At 45.5% G+C, this 22,427-nt stretch carries 20 protein-coding genes; 7 read left to right on the forward strand and 13 right to left on the reverse strand.

Annotated elements, in window-relative coordinates; genetic code table 11:
• The first annotated feature begins 322 nt into the window (after positions 1-322).
• Entirely contained in the window at positions 323-661 is a 339-nt protein-coding gene (locus ACMHXH_RS07290; protein ID WP_143078329.1) for a hypothetical protein, read from the forward strand.
• Positions 662-771: 110 nt separating this feature from the next.
• On the opposite strand, the gene ACMHXH_RS07295 is transcribed toward ACMHXH_RS07290, so the two are convergent.
• The 7 genes from ACMHXH_RS07295 to ACMHXH_RS07325 form a co-directional block, all read right to left on the reverse strand.
• On the reverse strand, positions 772-1,875 hold the full coding sequence (locus tag ACMHXH_RS07295) for a fimbrial protein (protein WP_082014359.1): 1,104 nt from the start codon (positions 1,873-1,875) through the stop codon (positions 772-774).
• Positions 1,876-1,930: 55 nt separating this feature from the next.
• Entirely contained in the window at positions 1,931-4,471 is a 2,541-nt protein-coding gene (locus tag ACMHXH_RS07300; RefSeq protein WP_143078330.1) for a fimbria/pilus outer membrane usher protein, read from the reverse strand.
• Positions 4,472-4,531: 60 nt separating this feature from the next.
• Positions 4,532-5,236, reverse strand: coding sequence for a molecular chaperone (locus ACMHXH_RS07305; RefSeq protein ID WP_202932881.1), 705 nt, complete (start codon positions 5,234-5,236; stop codon positions 4,532-4,534).
• Between the two features lie 65 nt (positions 5,237-5,301).
• Positions 5,302-5,859 (reverse strand): fimbrial protein, encoded by a 558-nt coding sequence (locus ACMHXH_RS07310; protein WP_071475519.1) that lies wholly within the window; start codon positions 5,857-5,859, stop codon positions 5,302-5,304.
• A 642-nt stretch (positions 5,860-6,501) separates the two neighbouring features.
• Positions 6,502-9,333, reverse strand: coding sequence for an ATP-binding protein (locus ACMHXH_RS07315; protein ID WP_413737894.1), 2,832 nt, complete (start codon positions 9,331-9,333; stop codon positions 6,502-6,504).
• Positions 9,264-10,133, reverse strand: a complete 870-nt coding sequence (locus ACMHXH_RS07320) for a transporter substrate-binding domain-containing protein (RefSeq protein ID WP_413737896.1) — start codon at positions 10,131-10,133, stop codon at positions 9,264-9,266. Before ACMHXH_RS07320 ends, ACMHXH_RS07315 begins: the two co-directional genes overlap by 70 nt.
• Entirely contained in the window at positions 10,130-10,753 is a 624-nt protein-coding gene (locus ACMHXH_RS07325) for a response regulator transcription factor (protein ID WP_039035717.1), read from the reverse strand. The genes ACMHXH_RS07320 and ACMHXH_RS07325 overlap by 4 nt, the downstream gene beginning before the upstream one ends.
• A 306-nt stretch (positions 10,754-11,059) precedes the next feature.
• Here ACMHXH_RS07325 and ACMHXH_RS07330 point away from each other — a divergent pair, with 306 nt between their 5' ends.
• Positions 11,060-12,274, forward strand: coding sequence for an EAL domain-containing protein (locus ACMHXH_RS07330; protein WP_039035718.1), 1,215 nt, complete (start codon positions 11,060-11,062; stop codon positions 12,272-12,274).
• Here ACMHXH_RS07330 and menE read toward each other — a convergent pair.
• From menE to ACMHXH_RS07355, 5 genes are all read right to left on the reverse strand, one after another.
• Positions 12,257-13,669, reverse strand: coding sequence for an o-succinylbenzoate--CoA ligase (menE, locus tag ACMHXH_RS07335; RefSeq protein ID WP_039035719.1), 1,413 nt, complete (start codon positions 13,667-13,669; stop codon positions 12,257-12,259). The two genes, ACMHXH_RS07330 and menE, sit on opposite strands and share 18 nt — an antisense overlap.
• Before the next feature lie 53 nt (positions 13,670-13,722).
• Entirely contained in the window at positions 13,723-14,766 is a 1,044-nt protein-coding gene (menC, locus tag ACMHXH_RS07340; protein ID WP_413737899.1) for an o-succinylbenzoate synthase, read from the reverse strand.
• Positions 14,766-15,572 carry a 2-succinyl-6-hydroxy-2,4-cyclohexadiene-1-carboxylate synthase gene (menH, locus tag ACMHXH_RS07345; RefSeq protein WP_233962987.1) on the reverse strand — a complete coding sequence of 269 codons (807 nt, stop codon included), beginning with the start codon at positions 15,570-15,572 and terminating at the stop codon, positions 14,766-14,768. Before menH ends, menC begins: the two co-directional genes overlap by 1 nt.
• On the reverse strand, positions 15,554-17,275 hold the full coding sequence (gene menD, locus ACMHXH_RS07350; protein WP_039035721.1) for a 2-succinyl-5-enolpyruvyl-6-hydroxy-3-cyclohexene-1-carboxylic-acid synthase: 1,722 nt from the start codon (positions 17,273-17,275) through the stop codon (positions 15,554-15,556). Before menD ends, menH begins: the two co-directional genes overlap by 19 nt.
• Before the next feature lie 139 nt (positions 17,276-17,414).
• Entirely contained in the window at positions 17,415-18,137 is a 723-nt protein-coding gene (locus ACMHXH_RS07355) for a LysR family transcriptional regulator substrate-binding protein (protein ID WP_160289587.1), read from the reverse strand.
• Positions 18,138-18,775: 638 nt separating this feature from the next.
• Here ACMHXH_RS07355 and ACMHXH_RS07360 point away from each other — a divergent pair.
• The 5 genes from ACMHXH_RS07360 (at position 18,776) to ACMHXH_RS07380 (ending at position 21,723) form a co-directional block, all read left to right on the forward strand.
• On the forward strand, positions 18,776-19,240 hold the full coding sequence (locus ACMHXH_RS07360) for a hypothetical protein (RefSeq protein WP_039035723.1): 465 nt from the start codon (positions 18,776-18,778) through the stop codon (positions 19,238-19,240).
• A gap of 74 nt (positions 19,241-19,314) precedes the next feature.
• Positions 19,315-19,776, forward strand: a complete 462-nt coding sequence (locus ACMHXH_RS07365) for a cytochrome c3 family protein (RefSeq protein ID WP_039035724.1) — start codon at positions 19,315-19,317, stop codon at positions 19,774-19,776.
• Between the two features lie 12 nt (positions 19,777-19,788).
• Complete coding sequence (locus ACMHXH_RS07370) at positions 19,789-20,472, forward strand: 4Fe-4S dicluster domain-containing protein (RefSeq protein WP_025010745.1); 684 nt, start codon at positions 19,789-19,791, stop codon at positions 20,470-20,472.
• Positions 20,469-21,410, forward strand: a complete 942-nt coding sequence (nrfD, locus tag ACMHXH_RS07375; protein ID WP_226685239.1) for a cytochrome c nitrite reductase subunit NrfD — start codon at positions 20,469-20,471, stop codon at positions 21,408-21,410. The genes ACMHXH_RS07370 and nrfD overlap by 4 nt, the downstream gene beginning before the upstream one ends.
• 22 nt (positions 21,411-21,432) lie before the next feature.
• Positions 21,433-21,723: a cytochrome c3 family protein gene (locus ACMHXH_RS07380; protein WP_039035726.1), complete on the forward strand. Its 291-nt coding sequence runs from the start codon at positions 21,433-21,435 to the stop codon at positions 21,721-21,723.
• A gap of 194 nt (positions 21,724-21,917) precedes the next feature.
• Here the strand turns inward: ACMHXH_RS07380 and ACMHXH_RS07385 are convergent, their stop codons facing one another.
• The gene (locus tag ACMHXH_RS07385) at positions 21,918-22,343 is read right to left on the reverse strand and encodes an Lrp/AsnC family transcriptional regulator (RefSeq protein WP_028780007.1); all 426 of its coding nucleotides are present in this window, start codon (positions 22,341-22,343) and stop codon (positions 21,918-21,920) included.
• Positions 22,344-22,427: the final 84 nt, after the last annotated feature.

A 22,427-nucleotide genomic window follows, 5' to 3' on the forward strand; every position in this document is an offset into this window, starting at 1 on the left:
TTGGTGATATTGCGTTCTGACTTACCCATGAAACTGACCGAAGACCTGTTATGCAAGATCAGATCATGGAAAGCGAAAAAGGTTCCGCTTATTTAGGCAACAACGCCGTCTAGAAAACCCGCTATTAGCTTACTATGGAAAATATTTTTAGTCTGTTTTAGTCAGCAATGTCATGAAAGAGAGTTATTTGGACAGGTTACTAGTAATGAGATTTGACAGAACTTCAATGTCAGAACTTTCTTACATTAATAGAGATTTTTCTTAACGATATAATTGAAGCAAGCCTTTATAGTCTGCCTAAACTATCTTTTGGAGGCTGTAAATGGATTTCAGAACTTACCGAGAGTTGGCATTAACGGCTGAACCAGGTTGGGGCATAGCTTTTCTAAAACAGCATAAATATGAAATTTATCATCAGACACTTTATTGGCTGATGGATGCTGGACTTTGCATATCAAAAGATGAGTTACACGTTGAGCAGTTGGCAGGCTGTGACATTATTTTTTGTCGTTTACACCCTTTTCGTTTGGAGCGTTTCTTAAGAAGCCAAGATATTCCGCTTTACAAGAGTGACAGTGAATCTCGCTGGGTCTTGCCACAACCTATTTTGCCATATCATTATCGTCGTTGGCGAGCCTCCTTGATTATGACATTAGGCTGATTTTCAACCTTACTGTTCTTAAGTTTATTTCAGTATTATCCTTGATTAAAAAATTGATAGAAAAGGCAGCCATCTGGCTGCCTTTTTTAAAACTATTCTTTTTATTAATGTTACTTGTATGTCAAGGTAAAAGTAGCCGTGGCATCAGCTCTACCGGGAGTGACTTCTGATTCGGTTTGGATATATCTTGCTCTCAGTGGAATGGTAAAAGTTGTACTATTTTCATTTGATAAAGTATATATCCAAGGAGTTCCAAACTTTATATAATTGTTAAATCTACGATTGGAAAACTCGGCAAGCTGAATGGCAACACCTTGAGCGCTATTGGTTCCGGACTTGATACTCATAATACCTGCACTATTATCTACCGTACTTGTGTTAGGTGATATTGATACTCCCAACGCATTTTGAGTGTAATTTCCGGTGTTCACTACGCCTGTGGTGTAATTGTAGTTGGTATTTTTACCATCTTTTAGGGTGCCGTAAAATCTCGGACAGTTAGTCAGCCTGATGGATGCGTCGACCCATTCAGTGGTTTTCCCTTTTCCTGTTAATTTATCACCTATCTTATGCTGTCCCATAGGGACAGTCACATTCGATACCCTGCACGTTTGCGACACTATATTGATAGAGCCGGTGATTGCTAATCTTGCCAATAAAACATTAGCACCAGGCGCTTTAAACCTTATGTTGCTGGAAGGTAAGTTAAATCCTCTAATAGTTCCCGGTTGTACATTTCCTATTTTAATGAAAAATAAAACCATGCCTAAGTTTAAATTATAATTAGTGAACTGATTCGCTGGTGTGACTTCGTTAGCTTTTATATCTATAGGTAAAGGCCTATTCTCTGCTAATATCATTACGCCAATACCCGGCACTCCGGTTTGATAAATAGTTGCTCTAGGATAAGGTCCGCCATACCATTGCGAACTAGGCAATGGCATGCGTGTATAATTATAACTCCTATAAATTTGATATGGCGAGCTTGAAGGGGTGCAATGTACGGATAGCCTTTGTCCTACGCGAAAATCTTGCCTAAATATAACTGTGCCGTTAGGCGTGTCAGGGCCAACAGTTAAGTTATTTACAGCCAAAGGCATTTGTGCGTTAACTAAAGATGAGGTTCGAGAACATTGGATCGCTTCCGCTACGCTAGAGTATCCTCCTATGACTAACAATAAGAAGATCCAAAAAAATTTTTTTATACACTTCATCTTAATCTACCTGTTACTTTAGGTGAAACTTTTCTAAGCTTGTTAATTCAGTTGGTTAGTGGCAAGCAGCTTTGAATTTATGGATCCCATTTGGTAAATCTTTCTTTATTTCATAATCAATTGAGCAACTTTTTGAATCAGGTTCTGACCATTTTATATTTAATTGTCCACTGTTTTTATCGACTCTGGCATAAAGAACGCCACCTTGGCCTACAGTGCCAACATGATTGTTTTGACCATCTGTAACATAAGCCCCAAATGGTAATGGGTTTCCTTCATAGGTTGCTTTGACCAAAATCAGATTACCCTGCTTGGTTTTATAGCTTAACTTCACCACAGCTCCTGCATGAGGGGCTACTTTCTGAGAAGTAGATTCCAATTCAACCCCGGCAGAGGTTCCTTTTGGATCAATGTTAATCTCGTTTATCTGATAAGGTTTCAAATAAGGTACGGCAGCATAACCATTGCTATCAAGATGAATACCAGGATATGAAGATACACTTGCTCCCTCAGCACCTATAGCTTCAATCAAGGCAAAGGTATTGGCTACATAGGGGGTGAGTGTTATTCCACCTGAATGTGCTATGACAGTGCCATTAATCCCTGCCGCAGCGCTGTTGTAGTTATTTCCATGGCTATAACTACCTGTTAGTGTGGTTGCATGCCCTCGATAATTGGCGTTGAGTGAATGACTGGTTCCGCCGTTATCAGTATTGGTAATAGTTGCACCATAACCTAATTCACTTTCGGCTCCATATACACCAGATACTGCCAACTGCTGGCTATTATTGCCATTGGTGTCATGGGAAAGGTCTACCATCATCTGCGGCGAGAAGTTACTTTTTCCAAGGGGCAGACTAAAGCTCAATAAATAGTTGGTTTCTTCTGTTCCTATACTGGAAAAGCTACGGTTTATACTTAAACCATAAGACAAAATTTTATAACGATTGTTATATCCAAAATGATATTGCTTTTCTGTCCCTTTTTGGTTCCAATAATCTTGTAATGAGCCACTTAAATAAAATTGTCCCCAATTATTAGGTAAACTCTGTGCTGCGGTAACAGTAAAGCGATTTTTAGATCTGAAAATATTCTCTGGTGAATCTCCTAAAGATACAGCATCACGGGTATGCATTGCTGTCATAAAGTCCATATACCCATCGGTTGAGAATCGATATGCAGCCAATGACAAGTTAGTGTTTGTTTCGCTGATAGCCTTACTATAGCTTAGTCGATAACTTTGTCCTGTTATATTTTCTACTCTCTTACTAATATCCATAGGTTCAACTCCGTCTCCCAAGCGGGTTCTTGCGTGGGTAATATCCAGAGCAAATGCACCAATGGAAGAACCGATAGCACCACCAAGTTGCACGGCGTAATAATCATCACTGGCCTGGAGTCCACCATAACTAGTAAAGGTATTATTGACACCATACTGGTAAGTCGCCTGATAGATATCAGGATTACTTAATAAGCTATCACTATGAATTTTACCTGCGGTAAATTCATAGTGTATTGTACCTGGCCTTAACAACTGGGTTACAGAAGCGTAGGGTACTTTAAATGAGTGTTCACTGGCATCAGATTCTCTTACAGTAACAACAAGATCCCCACCAAAACCGGTAGGATAGAGATCGTTAATTAGAAATTCACCGGGAGTTACATTGGTTTCATAAATGATTTGATCATTTTGGCGGATAAAAACTCGCGCATTAGTTTTAGCTACACCTCTTATTTGAGGTGCGTAGCCTTGCTGAGATTCAGGTAACATTCTTCTATCGCTTGCCAAATGAAGTCCAACGAAAGGTAAGGTGTCAAATATTTGTCCAGAAGTATTTGATTGTCCAACTAAAGCACTACTTCTCCATGAAGGGATATCACGTTGTATATATGTATTTATAGCGTTATAGTTCTCTCTTCCTCCTTCAATTGAAGAGTAGTTACCATTATGTCTTAGTTGCCATGCTCCGATATTGATTCCGGTTCTAAAGTTGGCAAATAATGAGTTGTAATTTTCTCCATTGGAACGGCTACTATAACCATTGATATTGTATCCAAAAATACCAGAGTTGATGCCCTCATCCCATAGTTCAGGGTGAACTTCCCCCCTTGCCTTATTGTACAGATAGGCTTGAGGCACAATAATGTCAAGGTGTTGAGTTCCGCTATCATAGTTAACGTATGCCGTAGAGATGTGATTTTTCAAGTCAATGCATGAATCGATATTTTTATCAATGGGTATGGGTAATTCATCTGGATTGAATTGAATGTCTTTTATCAATTTTTGACTCAGGCATGGATATACCTTTTTCTTATTGTCTACCTTGAATTCAACATTGTAATAGCCAAGTAATACCCCATTGATATATACTGCCGACTTATAATTTCCAGGAAGAGCAGATGCGCCATCTTGAAAATAGCTTAAATCGAAGCTATCTGATCCCACCATGTTCAATAGAGATGAATCAAATGTAACGCTAGTAGATGATGCACCAACAGATGGGGAGGTATCAGCAAGAGTTATCCTACAGCCAAATGATAGTGTATAGCCCACTACTAATAATGTAATAAAATTACTGATTGGTAATTTTTTCAATTTGACCTCGATTTAGTTATTTAGCTGATGCCAATATTGTTATCCATATTAGGCTATTAATTATTTAACTAAATATTCCTGAAGTTTCATGGCGCCGTAATCATTGATATAAGTGGCTTCAACTTTACTTCCTATTCGGTTAGGTAGTTGGAACTTCAACGATGAATGTGGCGATACCATCTCTCCTTCTATTTCTTTTTCATTGGATACTATCTTGGCGAAGGAAATGTGGAAAGGAGTTGGGTTATCAACTCTTACAGTGTCATTGTCTAGTCGGTTGAAACTGATCTTTTCTATAGAATCCTTAACGTCAAACGCTAATGAGTTTGGTCGGTAAAATAGCTTTATTCTCGTTCTAAACGCCATTTGCAAATAGTTTTCATTGCTTTCTGAGCTTGGTTTTGCAGGGATTTCAAGTACGTTTAGCCAAAATAAACTCTCCCTATCAGTCGGAAGAGTATCCCCTGTGTAACGTATTCTTAGAGTCTGTCCCTTATCTGGATCAATTCTATTTACAGGAGGAGTAATGATAAATGGAACATCGATGAAGTCAGGTTTTTCATCAATTTCACCATTGTCAATCCAGCTTTGAACCAAAACAGGAGTTTCTCCCCTGTTATCCAGCTTTACACTCACCTCATTCGCATCAGAAGGGTAAATTACACGAGTGCCAGTAATCACCACGCTGGCTAATGCTTGTGGTGCAACTCCTATAGTACATATTAATGTAACCATAATTAGAATAAGGTAAAAGAAGCGAAGCACTGTATTATCCTTTTTGATGATAGGGGGGGGAGATCCCCCCCTATATATCTTATTTAATAAAAGGTTTACTTATATTGGATTGAATAAACTACTGATGAATTAACCTTACCCGCAGTCACCGCATTTTCAGCATAATATTCTACAGTGTAAGGAAGTTGAGCCTTACCTCCGGCTGTGGTTGGCAAATTGACATAAGTGTTTGTAGTAGTTTGGCTCGAGTCGCCAACTTTGATTGCTGTATCAGATGAAGCGTCACGTAACTGCAATGTCACGTTACTTGCGGCATTGTTTGCCGCGGTATTTTTAAGACGACCAGTTGCTATATTGACTGCTGAGCCGCTCTCGAAGAAAGCAGAACCCTGAGTCATAGTACCTAGTGCAGTACAATCACTTAACTCAACGGTAAAGCTGGTTTTCCCGGCGGTATTACCAGCCGCTTGAAGTTGACTGTTACTGACAGTTGGCAGTGTTACGGTGGCGTTGCCTGTGCCATTAACCGTAGCATTACAAGTGGCTCCAGTGATTTCACCAACGAATTGAATAGTACCTGTTGATGCTGCGTTAGCTGTTCCTAGAGAAGCATAACCAGCTAAAGATACCGCTAATACAATTATTTTCTTCATATGTGTACCTATTAATCCTTAATATTTAAAGAATAGGTGGTATGCGCTTTTATACTTGTAGAATTTAGAAGCCTAGGAAAACCTAAGATCTCAACTTAAAATTGAGCTTCATATTTTCAAGCTAAGCTCGAACCACTTCGATGCTGATACTACAATTAGTAGTGACTAGAATGAAAGAGGATTGGGATTGGATCGGAAATGACAATAACCCTATAGGAAAAGTCCTACACGGGTGATGCTTTTTATAGTTTTTTAATCTTATGTGTAATATCTAGTTGTTCAATTGTCGCAATCTATTAATCTTTTGATAAATATTAAACTTTTATAATAGCCATGCGTACCATAAATATCAAGCGGTAAAATCTGTTGATGCCGAGAAGGTCACAGCAAAAATATTTATAGTTTACTTTGTAGCCAAGTTTGTGTTTGTTGTTGAAATAACTTGGGTGTTTTATTTTATAGAAAATTTAAGCTAAATTTAGATTGTAAAATGGCGTTGTTGACTAAACATATTTTCCACTGAAATTTATGTCCTAGCTTCTGGAATGTTCTGCCTTCGCTATCGATAGATGCCGTGTGTATGTCGGAAAGCCGCATTCCTTCGGCTTCAAAAACGGAGGCAATAGTTCGAAATGCTTTTAGTCAACAACGCCTTGTAAAATCTATCGTTTCGTTTTTCTCTGAAATTAGGTATGCTTTTATATCTTCAGCAAGATGCTCCAATGAATTACTGAGTGTAACCAGATACACACTTGCTTCTTCTAGGGTTTCTGCCTGTTCTAACTGCTCGCAATGTTTGACTATGGAAGTAGCTGAAATAATCTTCGCCGCACCTTTAATTTTGTGGGCTATACTCTTGGTCTTATCTTCATCCCCATCTTTCAATGCTGATTTCAAACTTATTAGGTCAGCTTCATTGGCATTCAATAATTCATGTAGTAACTGCTCTGTTAGCATTAAATTGCCACCGGTTAATTTATCCAATGTACTAGGTAGGAAGCTGGGCTTTGGAACATCTTGTTCAAGTACTTGATGGAAGCTATCCAAGGTGCTTTTAAGCTCAGATAAACTGATAGGCTTAAACAGGCAATCATTCATGCCTGCGGCGATGCAGATTTTTTTGACTTCCAGCTGGGCATTGGCTGTGTAACCTAAGATAACAGCTGGCGATAGATTACGGCTTTTCTCAAGTTGTCTCAGCTTGCGGCTAAGCTCATAACCATCCATCTCCGGCATATTACAATCGGTAATGACGATTCGATAAGGGTGTTGGTTGAAGAGTTGGAGCGCTTCCTGACCATCGTTTGCTTCATCAATGCTGTGCCCCATATATTTAAGTTGCTGTGACAACAGCAGTCTGTTGGCTGGATGGTCATCGACTATTAATACATGTTGTGCTTGGGTTGCTGGGAGGGCATCTGGTACAGAAGAGGTTTGATTTTCTTCAGCAGTATCGGTATTGGCGATTTGTAAAGGTATTCGGATATTGATACATGTTCCTTGCCCTGGTTCACTAACCAAAGTAATAGAACCGCCCATCATCTCACACAGGGAACGGCATATAGGTAAACCCAGACCGGTTCCCCCTTTGTTGTGGGCACCATTTTGGGCTTGAACGAAAGGATTAAATAAGTCCTGTTGCTCTTCAATTGGCATGCCTATACCTGTATCGGCAACTTGGAAGACCAGTTCATTCTGACCTGCGGCGTTTTTCGCTTTAAGTGCTGTGAGGACTATATTGCCCTGCTCGGTAAATTTTATGGAATTACCTATTAGATTGGACAGTATCTGTTTGATTCTTAGGGGGTCTAGCAGCGCATACGTTGGTAGTTGAGGGTCAACTTCCAACGATAATTGCAAGCCCTTTTGGGTTGCAATACCTTCGAAGATACGTATTACCGAATCCAGCGTTTGCCTTAGTTCTGTCTGTACAGGGTTTAAGCTTAATTGCCCTGCCTCAATTCTAACAATGTCGAGTATATCGCCAATCAGTTCCAGTAACCCTTTGGCTGAGTCATAAGCAACACGAATAGACTTAAAATCATACAAGTTTTCCTGGGAGCGTTTTATCGATAGCTCCAGCAAGCCTATAATCGCATTCATGGGGGTGCGTATTTCATGGCTCATAGTCGCCAAAAATTGAGTCTTGGCCACGCTGGCCTTTTCGGCCTGTTCCTTGGCTAGGCTCAACTGTTGCATTAATTCAATTCGGTCGCTGACATCTATCCATCCACCGACAATCCCCTGGATCTGATTTTGTTCATTTTTATAAGGGCGGAACCAGTGATACACATCAATAGGTTTTTCATCAATATATATACGCCTATCTTCGTAGCATGCTCTGTTCTCATCTATGGCTTGAATATATTTTTGATCTATGGTGTGAACATCTTTGATTCTGTCACCGTTTTTCAACACTGTTCTGTTTATCAATTCCTGTTCTGATACGTGGAAAAATTGTAAATAACTTTGATTGCAGAGAATTAGCTTACGCTCTGTATTGCGTACATAAATAGGGTGGGGGATGCTGTCAATAACCTCTTGCATAAATATAAGTTGTTTTTGGAGTTCCTTTTTTACCTTTAACCGTTTGAGATAGTGGCTACGAGTGAACCAGGCCCAGATTAAAGATGCAGTAATCAACAATATAGCGGCAATAGTGATGGAATAGATAGTATACTTATAGTCACGCCAGGTCTCTTGTCCGGGGACGGCATTGCCGCGCCATCTATTTCCTATAGATTGCAACTCATCTGCGGGAATAATGGCCAGAACCTTATTGAGAATGCTGATTAATTCAGGGTTACCTTTGCTCGTGGCAAAGGCTGCAGTCGCCGGCGGTAAACTATCAAAAATACCCTGTATTTCAAGTTTGTGGTCATAATAGTGATTGACGTAATAATCTGCGACCCCAAGCGGGGCTATAGTGGCATCTACCTTACCTTTTAGCGTGGCCTCAAGGGCTTCCATATAGTTGCTTACTTCTAGAACTTTAATCTGAGGTAATACTTCAGGTAACATTTCCGTAGAGATATGTGCCGTTGGTAAGGCTATTTTTAAGTTATTTTTTTGCTGATTGATGTGAGAGTTTTTAAGGGAGATCCATACAAATGGAGCATAAGCTAACTCTTTAGTGAAAATCAGTTCCTTTTTACGTTTATCTGAAGGTGATAACAATGCTAGATCAGCACTGTTATCTTGTAGGCTCTTGGCAATTTCATGGAAGTTTTGCGTCTGGATAATGATAGTGTCAATCCCGCTATAAAGCTTTATAATCTCCAAAATATCAGCTGCGAAACCATGTAATCTGCCTTCTTGATCGAAATAGGTCATAGGTGCATTAAACTTATTGGCTGCAATTCTTATAGGCTGATGTCGCTTTAACCAAGCTAATTCTGTATCAGTCAGATCCAGACCGAGTTTTTTTTGGATAGATTCAGGCCGCCTCCACTCCAACGTTTTTTGATGGCCCAATGCTCACTTTGCGGGATTTGATTTAATGCATCATCTATTATCTCTTTAAGTTGCTGTTTATCATTGCTTAAAGCAAAGCTTATGCCTTGAGTATCAACGGGCAATAATTTCTTAATCCGTAACTTCTTGGCAAAATAGTTGTTAACAATATAGTTGGCTGAAAACAGATCCATGATAACGGCATCAGCTTCACCAAATACAGCTGCGGCTACCGTTTTTATTTTGGAGGGATAGGGGGTGATTTGGATTTTAGGAAGAAGTGTGGTTAAGTCGGCATCTGGCAGGTAATCATAAGCCATGGCAATATGAGTCGGAGCTTGTTCTGAAGGCAGTTTTTCTGAAGTGTATAACGCAGCTTGGTTATCGACATAAGCCCGGCTTAGTAGTAATCCTTGGGATGCTTCGTAATCAGAGGCCCCGGTGAGCAGATCCAATTCGCCGTCCTTGATAGCTAAGATAGCGTCCTCTTTGTTATTAAATAAACGTAGCTCTATTCTGACTTTTAGGAGGTCGGAAAGAAGCTGCAAGTAATCGGCACTCAAGCCCTCGTAATAGTCACTGTTGCCATCCATTGTCATATCGAAAGGTGGATTGTCAGGTGTCGTAACTCCTACCCGGATACTTTGCTGTGTTTGTAACCACTGCCACTGCTCATCGGCTAAATCTATCTCTATTTCACTCATACTGGCATGGCCTGAGAGTGTTGGAGTATGCAATTGAGCCCCTTTTGCTTGCTTTGAAGTAAAAGTGACAAAAAGCAATATTAAGTATAGCGCCAATAGAAGTGGTGCTTTCTTCATATAATATGATTTCTCTTGGATATTTCGATAAGATCGACCAGGGTACGAGCGTTAAGCTTTTCCAGTAAACGAGTCTTATATGTACTTATGGTTTTATTACTGAGTAACATGCGATCGGCAATCTCTTTATTGGAAAGGCCGTGTGACAGTTGTTGAAGTACCATCATTTCTCGGCCTGATAATTGTGCCAACTTATCTGACTCCGGCAGTTGTTTGTTCTGCTTATAATGAATGTAAGCATTGTTGGGAAAGTAGGAATATCCAGATAACACCGCCCTCAAAGCCCCTAAAACCTCAGTTAGATCCTCTTGTTTTGAGACAAAACCAGAGGCGCCTGCTTGTATACAGCGGGTAACAAAGTACTCGGATGGCTGTGCCGTCAACACCAGGATTTTAGGTGGAAAGTCCACATTATTTAACCTGTTAATCACCTCTAGACCATCTAGTTGTGGTATGCCTATATCCAGAATAACGGCATCTGGTTGATGCTCTCGAATGAGCTTCAGCGCGTCAACTCCATTATCTGTTGTGGCTATGACATGAAAGCCATTTTGCTCGAGTATGATTTTTATGGCCATAATCACCACAGGATGGTCATCAACAACAATAATTTTCTTCATATTCTAAACTTCTACCCCCATTATCATTCAAGCCAATTGTGGCAGAATAATATTTACATGTAAGTAGGATATTTCCTACTGAACTTTCAGCCTTTTCTCTTGGGTTTTACAATTACTATAATATGGTTGAATATATATCGCTTCAAAGTAAATTAGGAATAGTGTGATATAGACCATTTTCGGTGTGTTGGCGTAAATATAGCCATATAAGGATTTGGTTAATTTTAATAAAGCAAATGTCGGCTATTTTTGCAGATAAATGATGCTGACCGCCATTTATATCCATATTATTTTTTGGCTTAAACAATGAAGAAATGCAAGGTGTTGGTGCTTGAGGATCATCCTTTTCAACGCACTGTGCTGGAGCACAACCTCAAGTCGCTAACTTGTGTGGAAGTCTTCAGCTTTGGCTGCGCGACAGCCGCTTTTTCCTGGTTACAACAGCATAGGGAGGTCGATATCGTAATTTGCGACTTGATGTTGGCTGGAACCGATGGTTTGTCTTTCTTGCGCCAGGCAAGAGCCAGATTCAAAATTCGTGGGGTAGCGCTTTATAGTGATGTTGACAAAGATCTGCGTCGGGCGGTGTCTCAGATGGTTAAGCTATTGGGATTTCAGTATCTGGGTGATTTGGCTAAGTCGCCCACAATTGAAAACTTGAATGCCATGATCAAGTGTTATCGTGAGCTCAATGAGCCGCCGAAGATACCAACTGAGCCGGAGTTACATCCGGATTGGTTTTCGTTAAACTTCAAGGATTTTAAGGATGCGGTCACGCAACATCAATTTGTTGGTTTCTATCAACCCAAGTTCAGCGTTACTGATTTACAAATAGAAGGAGCGGAAGTGTTGGCGCGATGGCAGCATCCCGTGTTTGGGTTACTGCATCCTAATCTGTTTATTGAACCTCTCATTCGTTATGGCCTGCTGGACGAGATGTTTCTTCAATTATTCCATCAGGGGATCAAATTGCAAAAGCGATTGTTGGAACAGAACTATCGCTTATCGCTTGCCTACAACCTTGACATTTCCCAATTAAACTCCACTGAACTTGTATATCAAATTTCCAAATTGATTCGGGATTATAAGCTTCCGCCTAAGTTGGTTACCATAGAGATAACAGAGTCTGGACTTATATTGGCACCGGCCCTCAACATGGAGAATTTGATCCGTTTACGTATGTTGGGTTGTGAATTGGCGATTGATGATTTCGGTGCCGCACATTCATCTTTAGCTCGCCTGTGTGATCTGCCTTTTTCACAGATGAAACTGGATGCCTGCTTTGTGGAAGGTTTGGATACAGAGCCCAGATGTAAGGCGGCGATATCCAGTGTGATAGCGCTCTCGGATTCATTGGATATGCAGCTAGTTATTGAAGGTATTGAAACGGCTGCCCAGCTTAAGTTATTGCAAAATCTCGGTTGCAATCTGGGACAGGGATTTTACTTTTCGCATCCATTGAGTGAAGCTGACTTTTGTAAACGCTTTTTACAGAATGAACTTTTAAGACTTCATGGCTGAACAGATAGCGGCAATAACCTGTTTGCGCTGTACTTTGAACCCCTCGGCAACCTGTTGCGGCCAGGGATAATAGTGCCTCGGGCGTTTAAAACGGGCCAGCTTGTCTGCCAGGAAGGCAGTCAACTCGGCTTCGCTCGGCGCCTGTGAGCCTCGATAACGCAAAATGGCGGCCGGTAGTAAACCAAACTCAGGGTTATCTTCACCAAAGACAATGGCATCCAGGATGGCCGGGTGCCGTTTCAGCGCCGCTTCCACCTCTTCCGGTTGAATATTCTCGCCGCCGCAGATAAACATATTGTCGACCCGCCCCTGAATATGCAGTAGCCCATCCAGGCTCCAGAAGCCTTTGTCCTTGGTGCAGAACCAACCGTCTTGGGTCTCTTTAACTATGCTGCCATCCGGCTGCAGATAACCCATAAACAGGGTCTCGCCCCTGACCCAGATAACTCCTTGTTCTATTTTGAGTTCGCGCCCGGGTAACAGGCGGCCACTGCTGCCATCACTGCGGGCGAATCCCGTGGTGATCTGCGAGCCCATCTCTGTCATGCCGTAACTGGTAAAGGATTTCACTTTCAAGGGGGATAGCCGGTCCAGCAGGCCTTGGCCTATGGCACCGCCGCCAAGTAGCAGGCACTTTACCCCCATAAGGCTTTCGGGGTTGTCGTCCAATAGGCGTTGCAACTGGGTGGCCACCAATGAGAGATGAGTGATGGCATCGCGCTTTAACTGCGCTGCCATAGTCAGCTCATTATCCGGCAGCACCACGGCCGCGGCGGCCAGGGCGCAGCGATTGAGAATGGCCAGACCTCCAATATGGAACAGCGGTAGCGAGAGTAACCAGGCATCACCATTTGCCAAATGGATCAACTGCCGACTGCCATTGGCGTTGGCGATATGGTTGTTAAGGCAGTGGACTGCGGCCTTGGGGCTGCCACTGGAGCCCGAGGTAAGAATGATATTGAGCGGCGTATCGGCCGAGACCGTGGCTATCTCGGCTGGGATACCATTCGATTCGAGAATAGCAAAATCCGCCAGCACTCGGGTGATATCCCGCGTTTGCCAAAGCTTATTTCTGGTGTTATCCGGACACCAGATAAAGCGAATATGAAAACGCTCAAGCAGCTCCTGGAGCTGACTATCCGGAAACTTGGGTGACAGCGGGCAAAAGAGCAGCCCCAGATCCAGACAAGCCCAATACAGCAATATCAGCTCGCGGCAGTTGGTGGCCACACAGGCCAGTTTATCCCCGCGCTGCAACCCCAAGGCTCGCAGCTCGGTGCCGAGCGCCAACACCTGCCGGCTTACTGCCTGATAGCTATGGCAGATACCGCCCTCTACCAAGGCGATGGCATCCGGCGTTTGTTGGCCACTGAGGTGAAGGGGCGAGTAGGTCATGTGCTCTCCTGTTACTGAAATTGGAGGTTGCAGAGGCTGTCAGAGCTTGGCGGTTACAGACAGGGCCACTGACCCAAGAGTTCCAGCTCGGCAAAGTCCAGACAGGGTTTGTGGCCTTGACCGACAATAATATCGCGTCCGAAAGGCGCCAGAGTATCCAGTCCGGGGGCTTCATTGGGGGTCAAGAGGGCACTGACCGCCTCCAGATCGGCAATTCCCAGAGAAGATTCCAGGCTGGAGCTCAACAGGGCGCGCACACCGGCCGCTTCGGCCTGTTCGATCAGGGTTTGCAGTCTGGTTAAGCTGCCGAGCAACATAGGTTTAAGCACCAGCGCGGTCAGGCCGCTCGCGAAGTCATTGCAGTCAGGTACAAACTCACTTTGCAGCAGACTTTCATCCAGGGCATAGCGGATCCCTGTGGCCTTGAATAGGGCCGGATTATCGTCGGCGCGGCGGCAGGGTTCCTCAATATATTCAATGCTGGTTTTGGGCAGACAAGCGCAAAAATCCACAGCTTGTTGATACTCAAAGCCCTGATTGGCATCCAGCCTGAGTTTGAGATGAGGTTTGGCGGCCAATACAGCATGGATCAGTCTGAGCTCTTGGACCATGCTGGTCTGGGCGACTTTTATCTTGGCTCTGAGAACCGTATCGGGAAGCGCCGCCAGCCTTTGTTGCAGTAGCGCCAGTGGCTCTTCTTCTCTGTGGTAGATGAGCGGGATGGTTTCAACGGCCGGCCAGCGCTGTGGCAGTTGTCCCTTGAGTTTGGCATCGAGCAGACTTAGCCCCCAGGCGAGTGAGGGATACTGACAGGCATCGGCCGCCTGACTCAACTTAAGCTCTTTGGCGGCCAGTGCTTGCATCAGTGCCAAGGCTGCTTCTGTCACCTCCGCCAGCGATTCACGGCTAAAACCCAGCAGTGGCTCGCCGTTGGCATCCAGGCCGCTCAAGGGGGCGACTTCCACAAAATGTTCTTCGTTGCCGCAACTGGCCTTGATAATCAGCCCGGATCTCTGCTCGATTCTTTGCTTACCCACAGGTAGTGAGGTTTCCAGCGGCAGCCTATAGCGGGCCAGTGACAGTGAGTCTGGATGCATCATTCACCCCTTGAAATCGCGTTCAGGGCGCCTTTGAGCGCCGTGGCAAAAGCGCCGGGTTGGGCCTGATGGCTATTATGGCCCGCATCGGCAATGGTATGCAGCTTGAATCCGGCTTGTGGCTGCCAGGCCTTGGCGAGAGCGCCAAACTTGCCATCCTGCTCCCCGAGGTAGTAGTGGCTTGGGCAAGCAAGCTTGGCCGGCACCTGGCGCAGATCCTGTTGCAGTGCCAGTGAAGTGGCCTGGTAACAGCTGATTAGGCCAAGCGGCTGCTGATGGCGGCGTTTCTCAATTAAACCTTCTCGCTCGGCGCTTGATAGGTCGGCAAATACCGCTTGCTGATACCAGAGGGCCAGCACTTGTTCAATCGGCATAGTGTTAAAACGTTCGGCCCACAGCTTATCGGCCATCGCCCTCTGCTGACGTTCATCATGGGATAACAGGCCCGGGTGACAGGACTCAAGATGCAGGCTCAGCAACGCCTCGGGCCAGGTTTGAGCCAGATGCAGTGCGATACGGCCACCAAGCGAGTATCCCAACAAGTGAAAGCGCGCGATGCCGGCCTTGAGCAGTGTATGACGCAGCAAGGCAACACAGTCACTGAAGCCTGGGCTGTCGATTTGGATATCACCGCTGCGGCCATGTCCCGGGAGATCGACCGCAATACAGTAGTAGTCCTGACTCAGGAGCGGCAGCAACTCGCGCCAATCATAGCTGCTGCCGAGAAAACCGTGCAGCAGCACCAAAGGCGGCTGGGTTGCTGAACCCTGAGTCGTTGTGGCTAACATCAGCTTTGTTTTACCCATTGGCCTATGCTGGCTATCTGGTCGCTGGCCTGGGTTTGGCTGACGCAAACCTCGATGACCGAGGCGCCGTTATAGTTGAGTGCTTCACTGTAGGCATCCATAAAGCCTTGGAAGTCTTCTACCCTATTGTAGGGCAGGCCAAACATGGCCGCACCATAACCAAACTCCAGTCCGTGGCTTAATCGGTAATAGTGAGCCCTTACTTGCTCGTCCGGCACCGGCAGGATATTGAAGATATTGCCGCCATCATTGTTGAGTATCACTATCACCAACGGCCCCTGAGCCTGGCGTGCCAGCGCCAGAGAGTTGAGGTCGTGCAGCGCCGATAGATCGCCGAGCACCAAGGTGGTGGCCTGACCCTTGTGGTTGGCGACGCCGCAGGCACTTGCCAGCAGGCCATCTATCCCCGAAGCACCGCGGTTGGTGTAGGTGATGGCGGCGCAGCAACTGATGGGCGCGAACATATCATAAAGCCGCACCGGCAAGCTATTACCGATAAACAGCTGTTGTTCGCCGGTGCGGGTTGCCGCTATGGCCCTGATCACCTGGGCCTCACCGAACTCGCCGTTATCTATTTGGCGTACAAAGAGCTCATTGAGCGCCTCATTCTGGGCGGTGAGCTCCAGCGCCCAATTGGCGGAGGACGAGCGTGGCCACTCAAGCGCGGCTATCTGCTGCAGCTCTGCCAGCCAGAGCTGCTTGGGTTTATGGCTGGGATCCAGGCGCATCTGCTGCGGCAATACTTGCCAATATTGGTGCCAGTTCTGCTGTTCAAGATAACTTATTAAGCGTTTCGACAGCAGGCGTCCACCAAACACCAGTGCCCGGTCGGCTTGTTGCAGCAGGGCTCGGCCCTTGGGGTTGAGCAGCAGTTGGTCGACATTGCCTATCGCGGCAGGATGTTGGCGCAGCTGAGACTGGGCATCTGTCAGCAGCGGCCAACCGAGTTTGCTGGCCAGTTCGACCAACTTTTGTGGATTATCGGCACTATCCAGGGTGCCGGCGATGATAACACCCTTGCCGTGAACAAAACGCGCCATGGTATCCCAACTGGGGACTTGTCCCATGCCTACAGCTGCATATTGGTTATAGGGTGTGCTTGCCTGTTGCCAGTTCGTCAGAGGTTGCAGGTAATGCTCTATGGCTTGACTTCTGGGGGCATCCAGGCTGCTTGGGTACAGTGGCTCACGATACATGCAATTGATGTGGACCGGCATGCTTTGGTTGGCCACGGCTTCATCAATCTGAGTCAGCAGCGCTTGGGGAGCTATGGCCAGATCCGGTGTCGGCAGGTTTAACTGCTTGGCATATTGGCCGAAAATCGCCGGTTGGAGTATGGCTTGGTTGGCGCCGCAAGCTATCAGCTCCGGCGGTCTGTCGCCGGAAAGCACGACCAAGGGGACTTGAGTTAACCAGGCCTCGACTATGGCCGGATACAAATTGGCCACGGCTGTTCCCGAGGTGGTGATAATGGCCACCGGAGCTCGACTGGCTTTGGCGAGTCCGAGTGCCATAAAGCCCAGTCCTCGCTCATCAAAGTGCAGATGTTGTTTCAGTTTGTCCTGGCGGGCGGCTGCCAGTGTCAGAGGCGTTGAGCGCGAGCCCGGTGCCATGCACACATGCTGAGCCCCAAGGCGTGCCAGTTCTTCAAGTATGAGGGAACCCCAAAGGAGATTGAGTTCGGCGTGAGAATTGATTTGCATAGACGGCTTACCCAGTATCGAATGCGCATTAGTGTACCGCTTTTGGCAGCGCTATTGTATGAACTCTTGGGCAAATCTGTCTGTATACTTCAAGTCGTAAAGAGCGGGCTGAGATCCTATTTAGATTGTTATCACAAGCCTACAGTAAGGTCCCGCTCACCAAACGCAACTGTGAACGTATCCATTCCAGATCCGGGTCTTGTTGGCCGCTGGGACTAAGCAGTGTCAGTGTCAGCGGCTCAGTGACATTGAACAGGCGAGTGGTTTCCATTTCCGACAGCTTGCAAAGGTGTAGCAGAGGTTCTTCGCCCAACAGATCGAATACCGCCTTGTAGGGCACCAAAGCCACCGCCTGTGAGGCTTCCAGATAGGCACTCAGGGAGGAGATGCCGGTGATAGTCATTTCGACATTCAAATCCAGATTGTTGATCCGGCAGTAATCTTCAAATGGGCTTAGAGTGTTGGGGCCTATGCTCAAATCTGTGTTGATGTAAGGATACTCGGCGATGGTTTCCAACGTTAGCTCGCGGGAGAGCAGCGGATGATTCTTGTTGCAGATAAGGTAGAGGCTATCTAGTTTTCTCAGGGCTTCAATCTGTAATTTGCTGCCTATAGATTGCAGTTCTTGTGGGTAGTGACAACTGCAAAGTCCTGCACTGATGTTGCCATCTATGAGCCCTTGCAATGAGTTACAGCTCCAGGAATTCAAATTGATATGCAGCTGTTTGTTCTGTTGTTTAATGGCCTGCATCAAGGCCTTGGGATAGGCGTAAGAGATAAGACCCGGCGTGACAAGTTCAAAGTTTTTATTGCCCGCCATAGCTGGATTGCCAAGCTGATTGAAGCCCTTGGCACTGTTCACTATTTCTTTGGCAATAGGGTAAACCTTAGCCGCAAATTCATTGGGAATAAGGCCATACTTTTTTCTTAGAAATAGTTCGTTACCAAAAATAGATCTGGCAGTTTTTAAACAACGGCTTATTTTTGGGGCTGGTACATTTAAAAGCTTTGAAACGTGTGTTGCAGATTTGTTTTCATATAAGCTAACAAGGATGGAAAGGCTCAAAATATCCAGCTTTTCAAAGTCAATATGGTTCATCTGCAATACTCCTTTAGTGGTACCTTCAGCATCTATATTAACCTGTTTTTTCAGAAAGAATAATTTTATTCGAAGCTATTTTCGATTCTGTATTCTAGATCACTAAATGCTGTTTTTTTGACTAATTTAAAGAGGTTTGTGAGAGAGATTCTCATTAACTGTGTGTATTTCACATAGTGAAATAATACATTTCCAAATATCGCTTTATCTAAATGCTATTTCTTATTTTTAGCAGAACGTTTTCTAGAAAATAGCAATGTAGTCAGTGTCTTATGTTTCGATCTTTCAATCTTTTCCTCAACGGTTATTTGATGACGATCAAAATTAATATTGCTGTAGATAGTAATAATTCAACTGCGCAATAAGCGTATTAAAACTAAAAATGATGTTTGGAGGGTTATATGGATACTTCAGTTATTCTAAGTTATGCCTTTATCTACTTCGTGCTTTTTATTGCAGTGCCATTCGTGCTGGTGGTGTTTGTGATGACATGTATCAAGTTCTTTAAGTCAGATGAAAAGAATGCCGAAGAGATAAAGCTCAAAAATAGGTTCTTTGACAAGCAGAGTTTAGATTTTTTTAAATCTCTGAAGTCTTTAACCAATGGTCGATACGAAGTTTGTAGCAATGTGGCGTTGGAGTCAGTGGTTGATATTGACCCACATGCGACCGCGAGTCACTCGCGCCTGGACTATGTATTGATAGATCAGAATTCTTCAGAAATAAAAATGGTAATTTCAGATTTCAGTGATGCTGAAAGCGCCAACTCAAAGAGCCTACTTGAAAAGCTCAACGTTCGCCTCATCGATATGAAACGCTCCAATCCCCTGGATGCACAGCACCTTGAGCAGATGTTGACAGCTTAGGCTGCAATAACGGGTGGCGGTTTAGGCCGCTACCTTTGAGTCCCTGTATATCCAATTGAAAGTGAGGACCCGAGATGTCCAGTATTCGATGGCGTGCAATATTAGGCGCGGCCTCTATGACCTGTTTGTTGGGGGTAAGCGGCATTGCCTATGCCGAGACCGCGTTGAAAATCAACAGTGATCCCTGTGTGAAGTGTCACAAACGCAATGGCTTAATGCAGGGACACCATGGTCAGGATCAGCTCAATATGAGTTGTAGCACCTGTCATGGGGAAAAAGGAAAACATCCAAGAAAGCCCAATGATTTAAGAGTTTTTACTCCTCAGGAAGGGATTGCCCCAGCAACCCAGAATGCCACTTGTCTCAAGTGTCACCAGCCACAGAAATTGGCTGAGAAAGAGTGGACCCACAATGTTCACGCCGACAAGTTGAGCTGCGCCGCCTGCCACAAGCTGCACCCGTTGGACGATCCAATGAAGCAAGCAACTGGCACACAGCACAGCAAGCTGTGCCGTGACTGTCATACGGTCAACTAAGGGGTAAGAGTAATGGAAAATTCCAGAAGACGTTTTTTAAAAGGGGGCTGTGCCCTGATGGCCGGTGCCTCTCTCTATCCATTGAGTGGCAATGAGGCGGTTGCCAGCGCCGATCATGACTCTGGCATCAACTATGCCCTGCTCCATGATGAAACCAAGTGTATTGGCTGTAACGCCTGTAGTGATGCCTGCCGGGAAGTGAACCAGGTACCTGAAGGGGTCTCGCGGTTGGAGATTATTCGCACTGGCCCATATGGTGAATACCCGAACCAGTTTTACCACTTTAGCCGTAAGTCTTGTCAGCACTGTGAAGACGCGCCTTGTGTCAACGTTTGTCCAACTGGTGCGGCGTTCAAGGACAAGAAAACCGGCATTGTGACTGTGGATGCCTGGAAGTGTGTTGGTTGCCAATACTGTATTGCGGCTTGCCCCTATCAGGTGCGCTTTATTAACCCAGTTACCAAAGCGGCTGACAAATGTGATTTCTGCCGTGAGACTCAACTCAAGCAGGGCAAACAGCCGGCCTGTGTAGAAGCCTGCCCAACCAAGGCTTTGGTATTCGGTAACCTGAAAGATCCGAGTTCAGAAGTGGTGCAGATGATTCGGGCCAACCCAACCCAGAGATCCAAGGTTGATCTCGGCACCCGGCCCAAGCTGTTCAAGATAGTGGCCAAACAGGGGGAGATTAAGCTATGAGTCCTTTTCATTTTGATACTTTGGTTTGGCACTGGCCCATTGCGTTTTATCTGTTCTTCGCCGGGGTTTCGGCGGGCGCCATGTTCTTTGCCGTATTGTTGAAACACCGTTGCCTGAAACAGGATGCCTGGCGCTCCGGCTTTGTCCAGGCTGCTTGTTTGGTCGCCCCACTCACTGTGATGGCAGGTTTGGGGATCTTGGTCATCGACCTGACCAAGCCGTTCCATTTCTGGAAGATTTTGGTGTTCTATAACCCCACTTCGGTGATGTCCATCGGGGTGATGATCCTCATGGTCTATATGGTGTTTATGTTCGCCTGGATTGCCATGGTGTTCCGTCAACCGATAGATGACTGGTGTGAGCAACGCTTCCCCGTGGTGCTCAAAGTGACCGGATTTTTGGCCAAACATGAACCCAGCTTAACAGGTTTATTGGTGATCTTGTCTCTGGCGTTGGGGGCTTATACCGGCTTCCTGCTGTCGGCTCTGCCCGGTTACCCCATGCTGAAGAATCCGGTACTGCCGTTGCTGTTCCTGATCTCCGGTCTATCTTCCGGTGCGGCGGCGTCTCTACTTGGTGGTGTGCTGCTAAAGGGCAACCCCGACGGCAAAGAAGTGCACTTTATTCACAAGATAGAGATCCCTCTTATCCTGGTGGAAATTGCGGTGATCTTCACTTTCTTTGTCGGGCTGGTGCTCACCGGTGGCCAAAGCAAAGTTGCGGCCTTCAATGCCATCGGGGAAGGTTTCTGGGGTTGGGTGTTCTGGCTCGGTATCCTGGGTTGTGGTCTCTCTATCCCACTGGCAATGAATCTGTTTATGACCGCCACGGCCAAGCGTAAATGGTCTTATGTGGCAGCGACAGCAACCCTGAGTCTGTTGGGGGTCATTTTGCTGCGCCACTTCATCCTGTACACAGGACAAATGACGATTGCTTAACCCCCATAAAAAGGAAAATGTGATGTTGAAAAAAATGCTTTTGATGATGGCTCTGGGTTTCTCCGGTTCACTGCTGGCAGCCCCAATAGCTGATTCTCACACGGAAATGTCCGGCTGCGAAGCCTGCCATAAAGATGGTTCGCCTTCTGCCGATTATGCCTTTGAAAACGAGCAATGTGCTTCCTGTCACGGTGATATGAATTCGCTCGAAGGTGAGGCACACAAGAAACATGATGGCGTGCTCAGCTGTACTGACTGTCACACAGCTCACGAAGAAAAAGACCCGGCAGCGGGTTGTAAAGACTGCCACTGATAAGAGGTTAAGGAATGCGGCGGCTTTGCAGTCAAGAACAAGCACCGCCGCATCCTGAAGCAACGTTATTACGTTGCTGACAAGGAAGTGATTGGGCAGGAAGCCACTTTGTTATTGCGCCTTTGACGCATTTCCCGATCCTCCACGGGACTCGCCACCTAATGAGCACGCGGGTGGCTTTTCTTGGTTTTAATTCACTGGTTATTAATCCACTCGCTCATCACCACATGGGTTTTAATCTTCACTATCTCAGTATGAGTGTCTATATATTCACGGATCTCGTGCAATCGCCGCATCGAGGGAGTCTTGACGAATACCAGCAGGTCCATGTCGCCGGAGATCCCGTGACAGGTGACGACTTCGGGAATTGCATGAAACACATGTACTACATCGCTGCAGCGGGGGCATTTGTGTTGAATTTCAAAGTAGGCACTGACGGCTTCTTTTTGGGATTCACTGAGCAGCAATTGGTAACCACGGATCACACCGTTTTGCTCGAGCTTCTTGATCCTGTCTGAGACGGCACTGCGGGACAGCGACACTTCGGCTGCCACATCTGAAATGCTTCGACGGGCGTTTTTTTTAAGCGCATTAATGATTGCTTTATCGAACTTATCCATGCTACCTGACGTTTTGTGTGTTTTTTGCCGATTTGCCGTCATTTCGTCGGCTTAAAAGCCGTATTTGACGGAAACGAATGACAG

Source organism: Shewanella sp. BJSY2023SW001 (genome assembly GCF_047314685.1).
GTDB lineage: Bacteria > Pseudomonadota > Gammaproteobacteria > Enterobacterales > Shewanellaceae > Shewanella > Shewanella indica.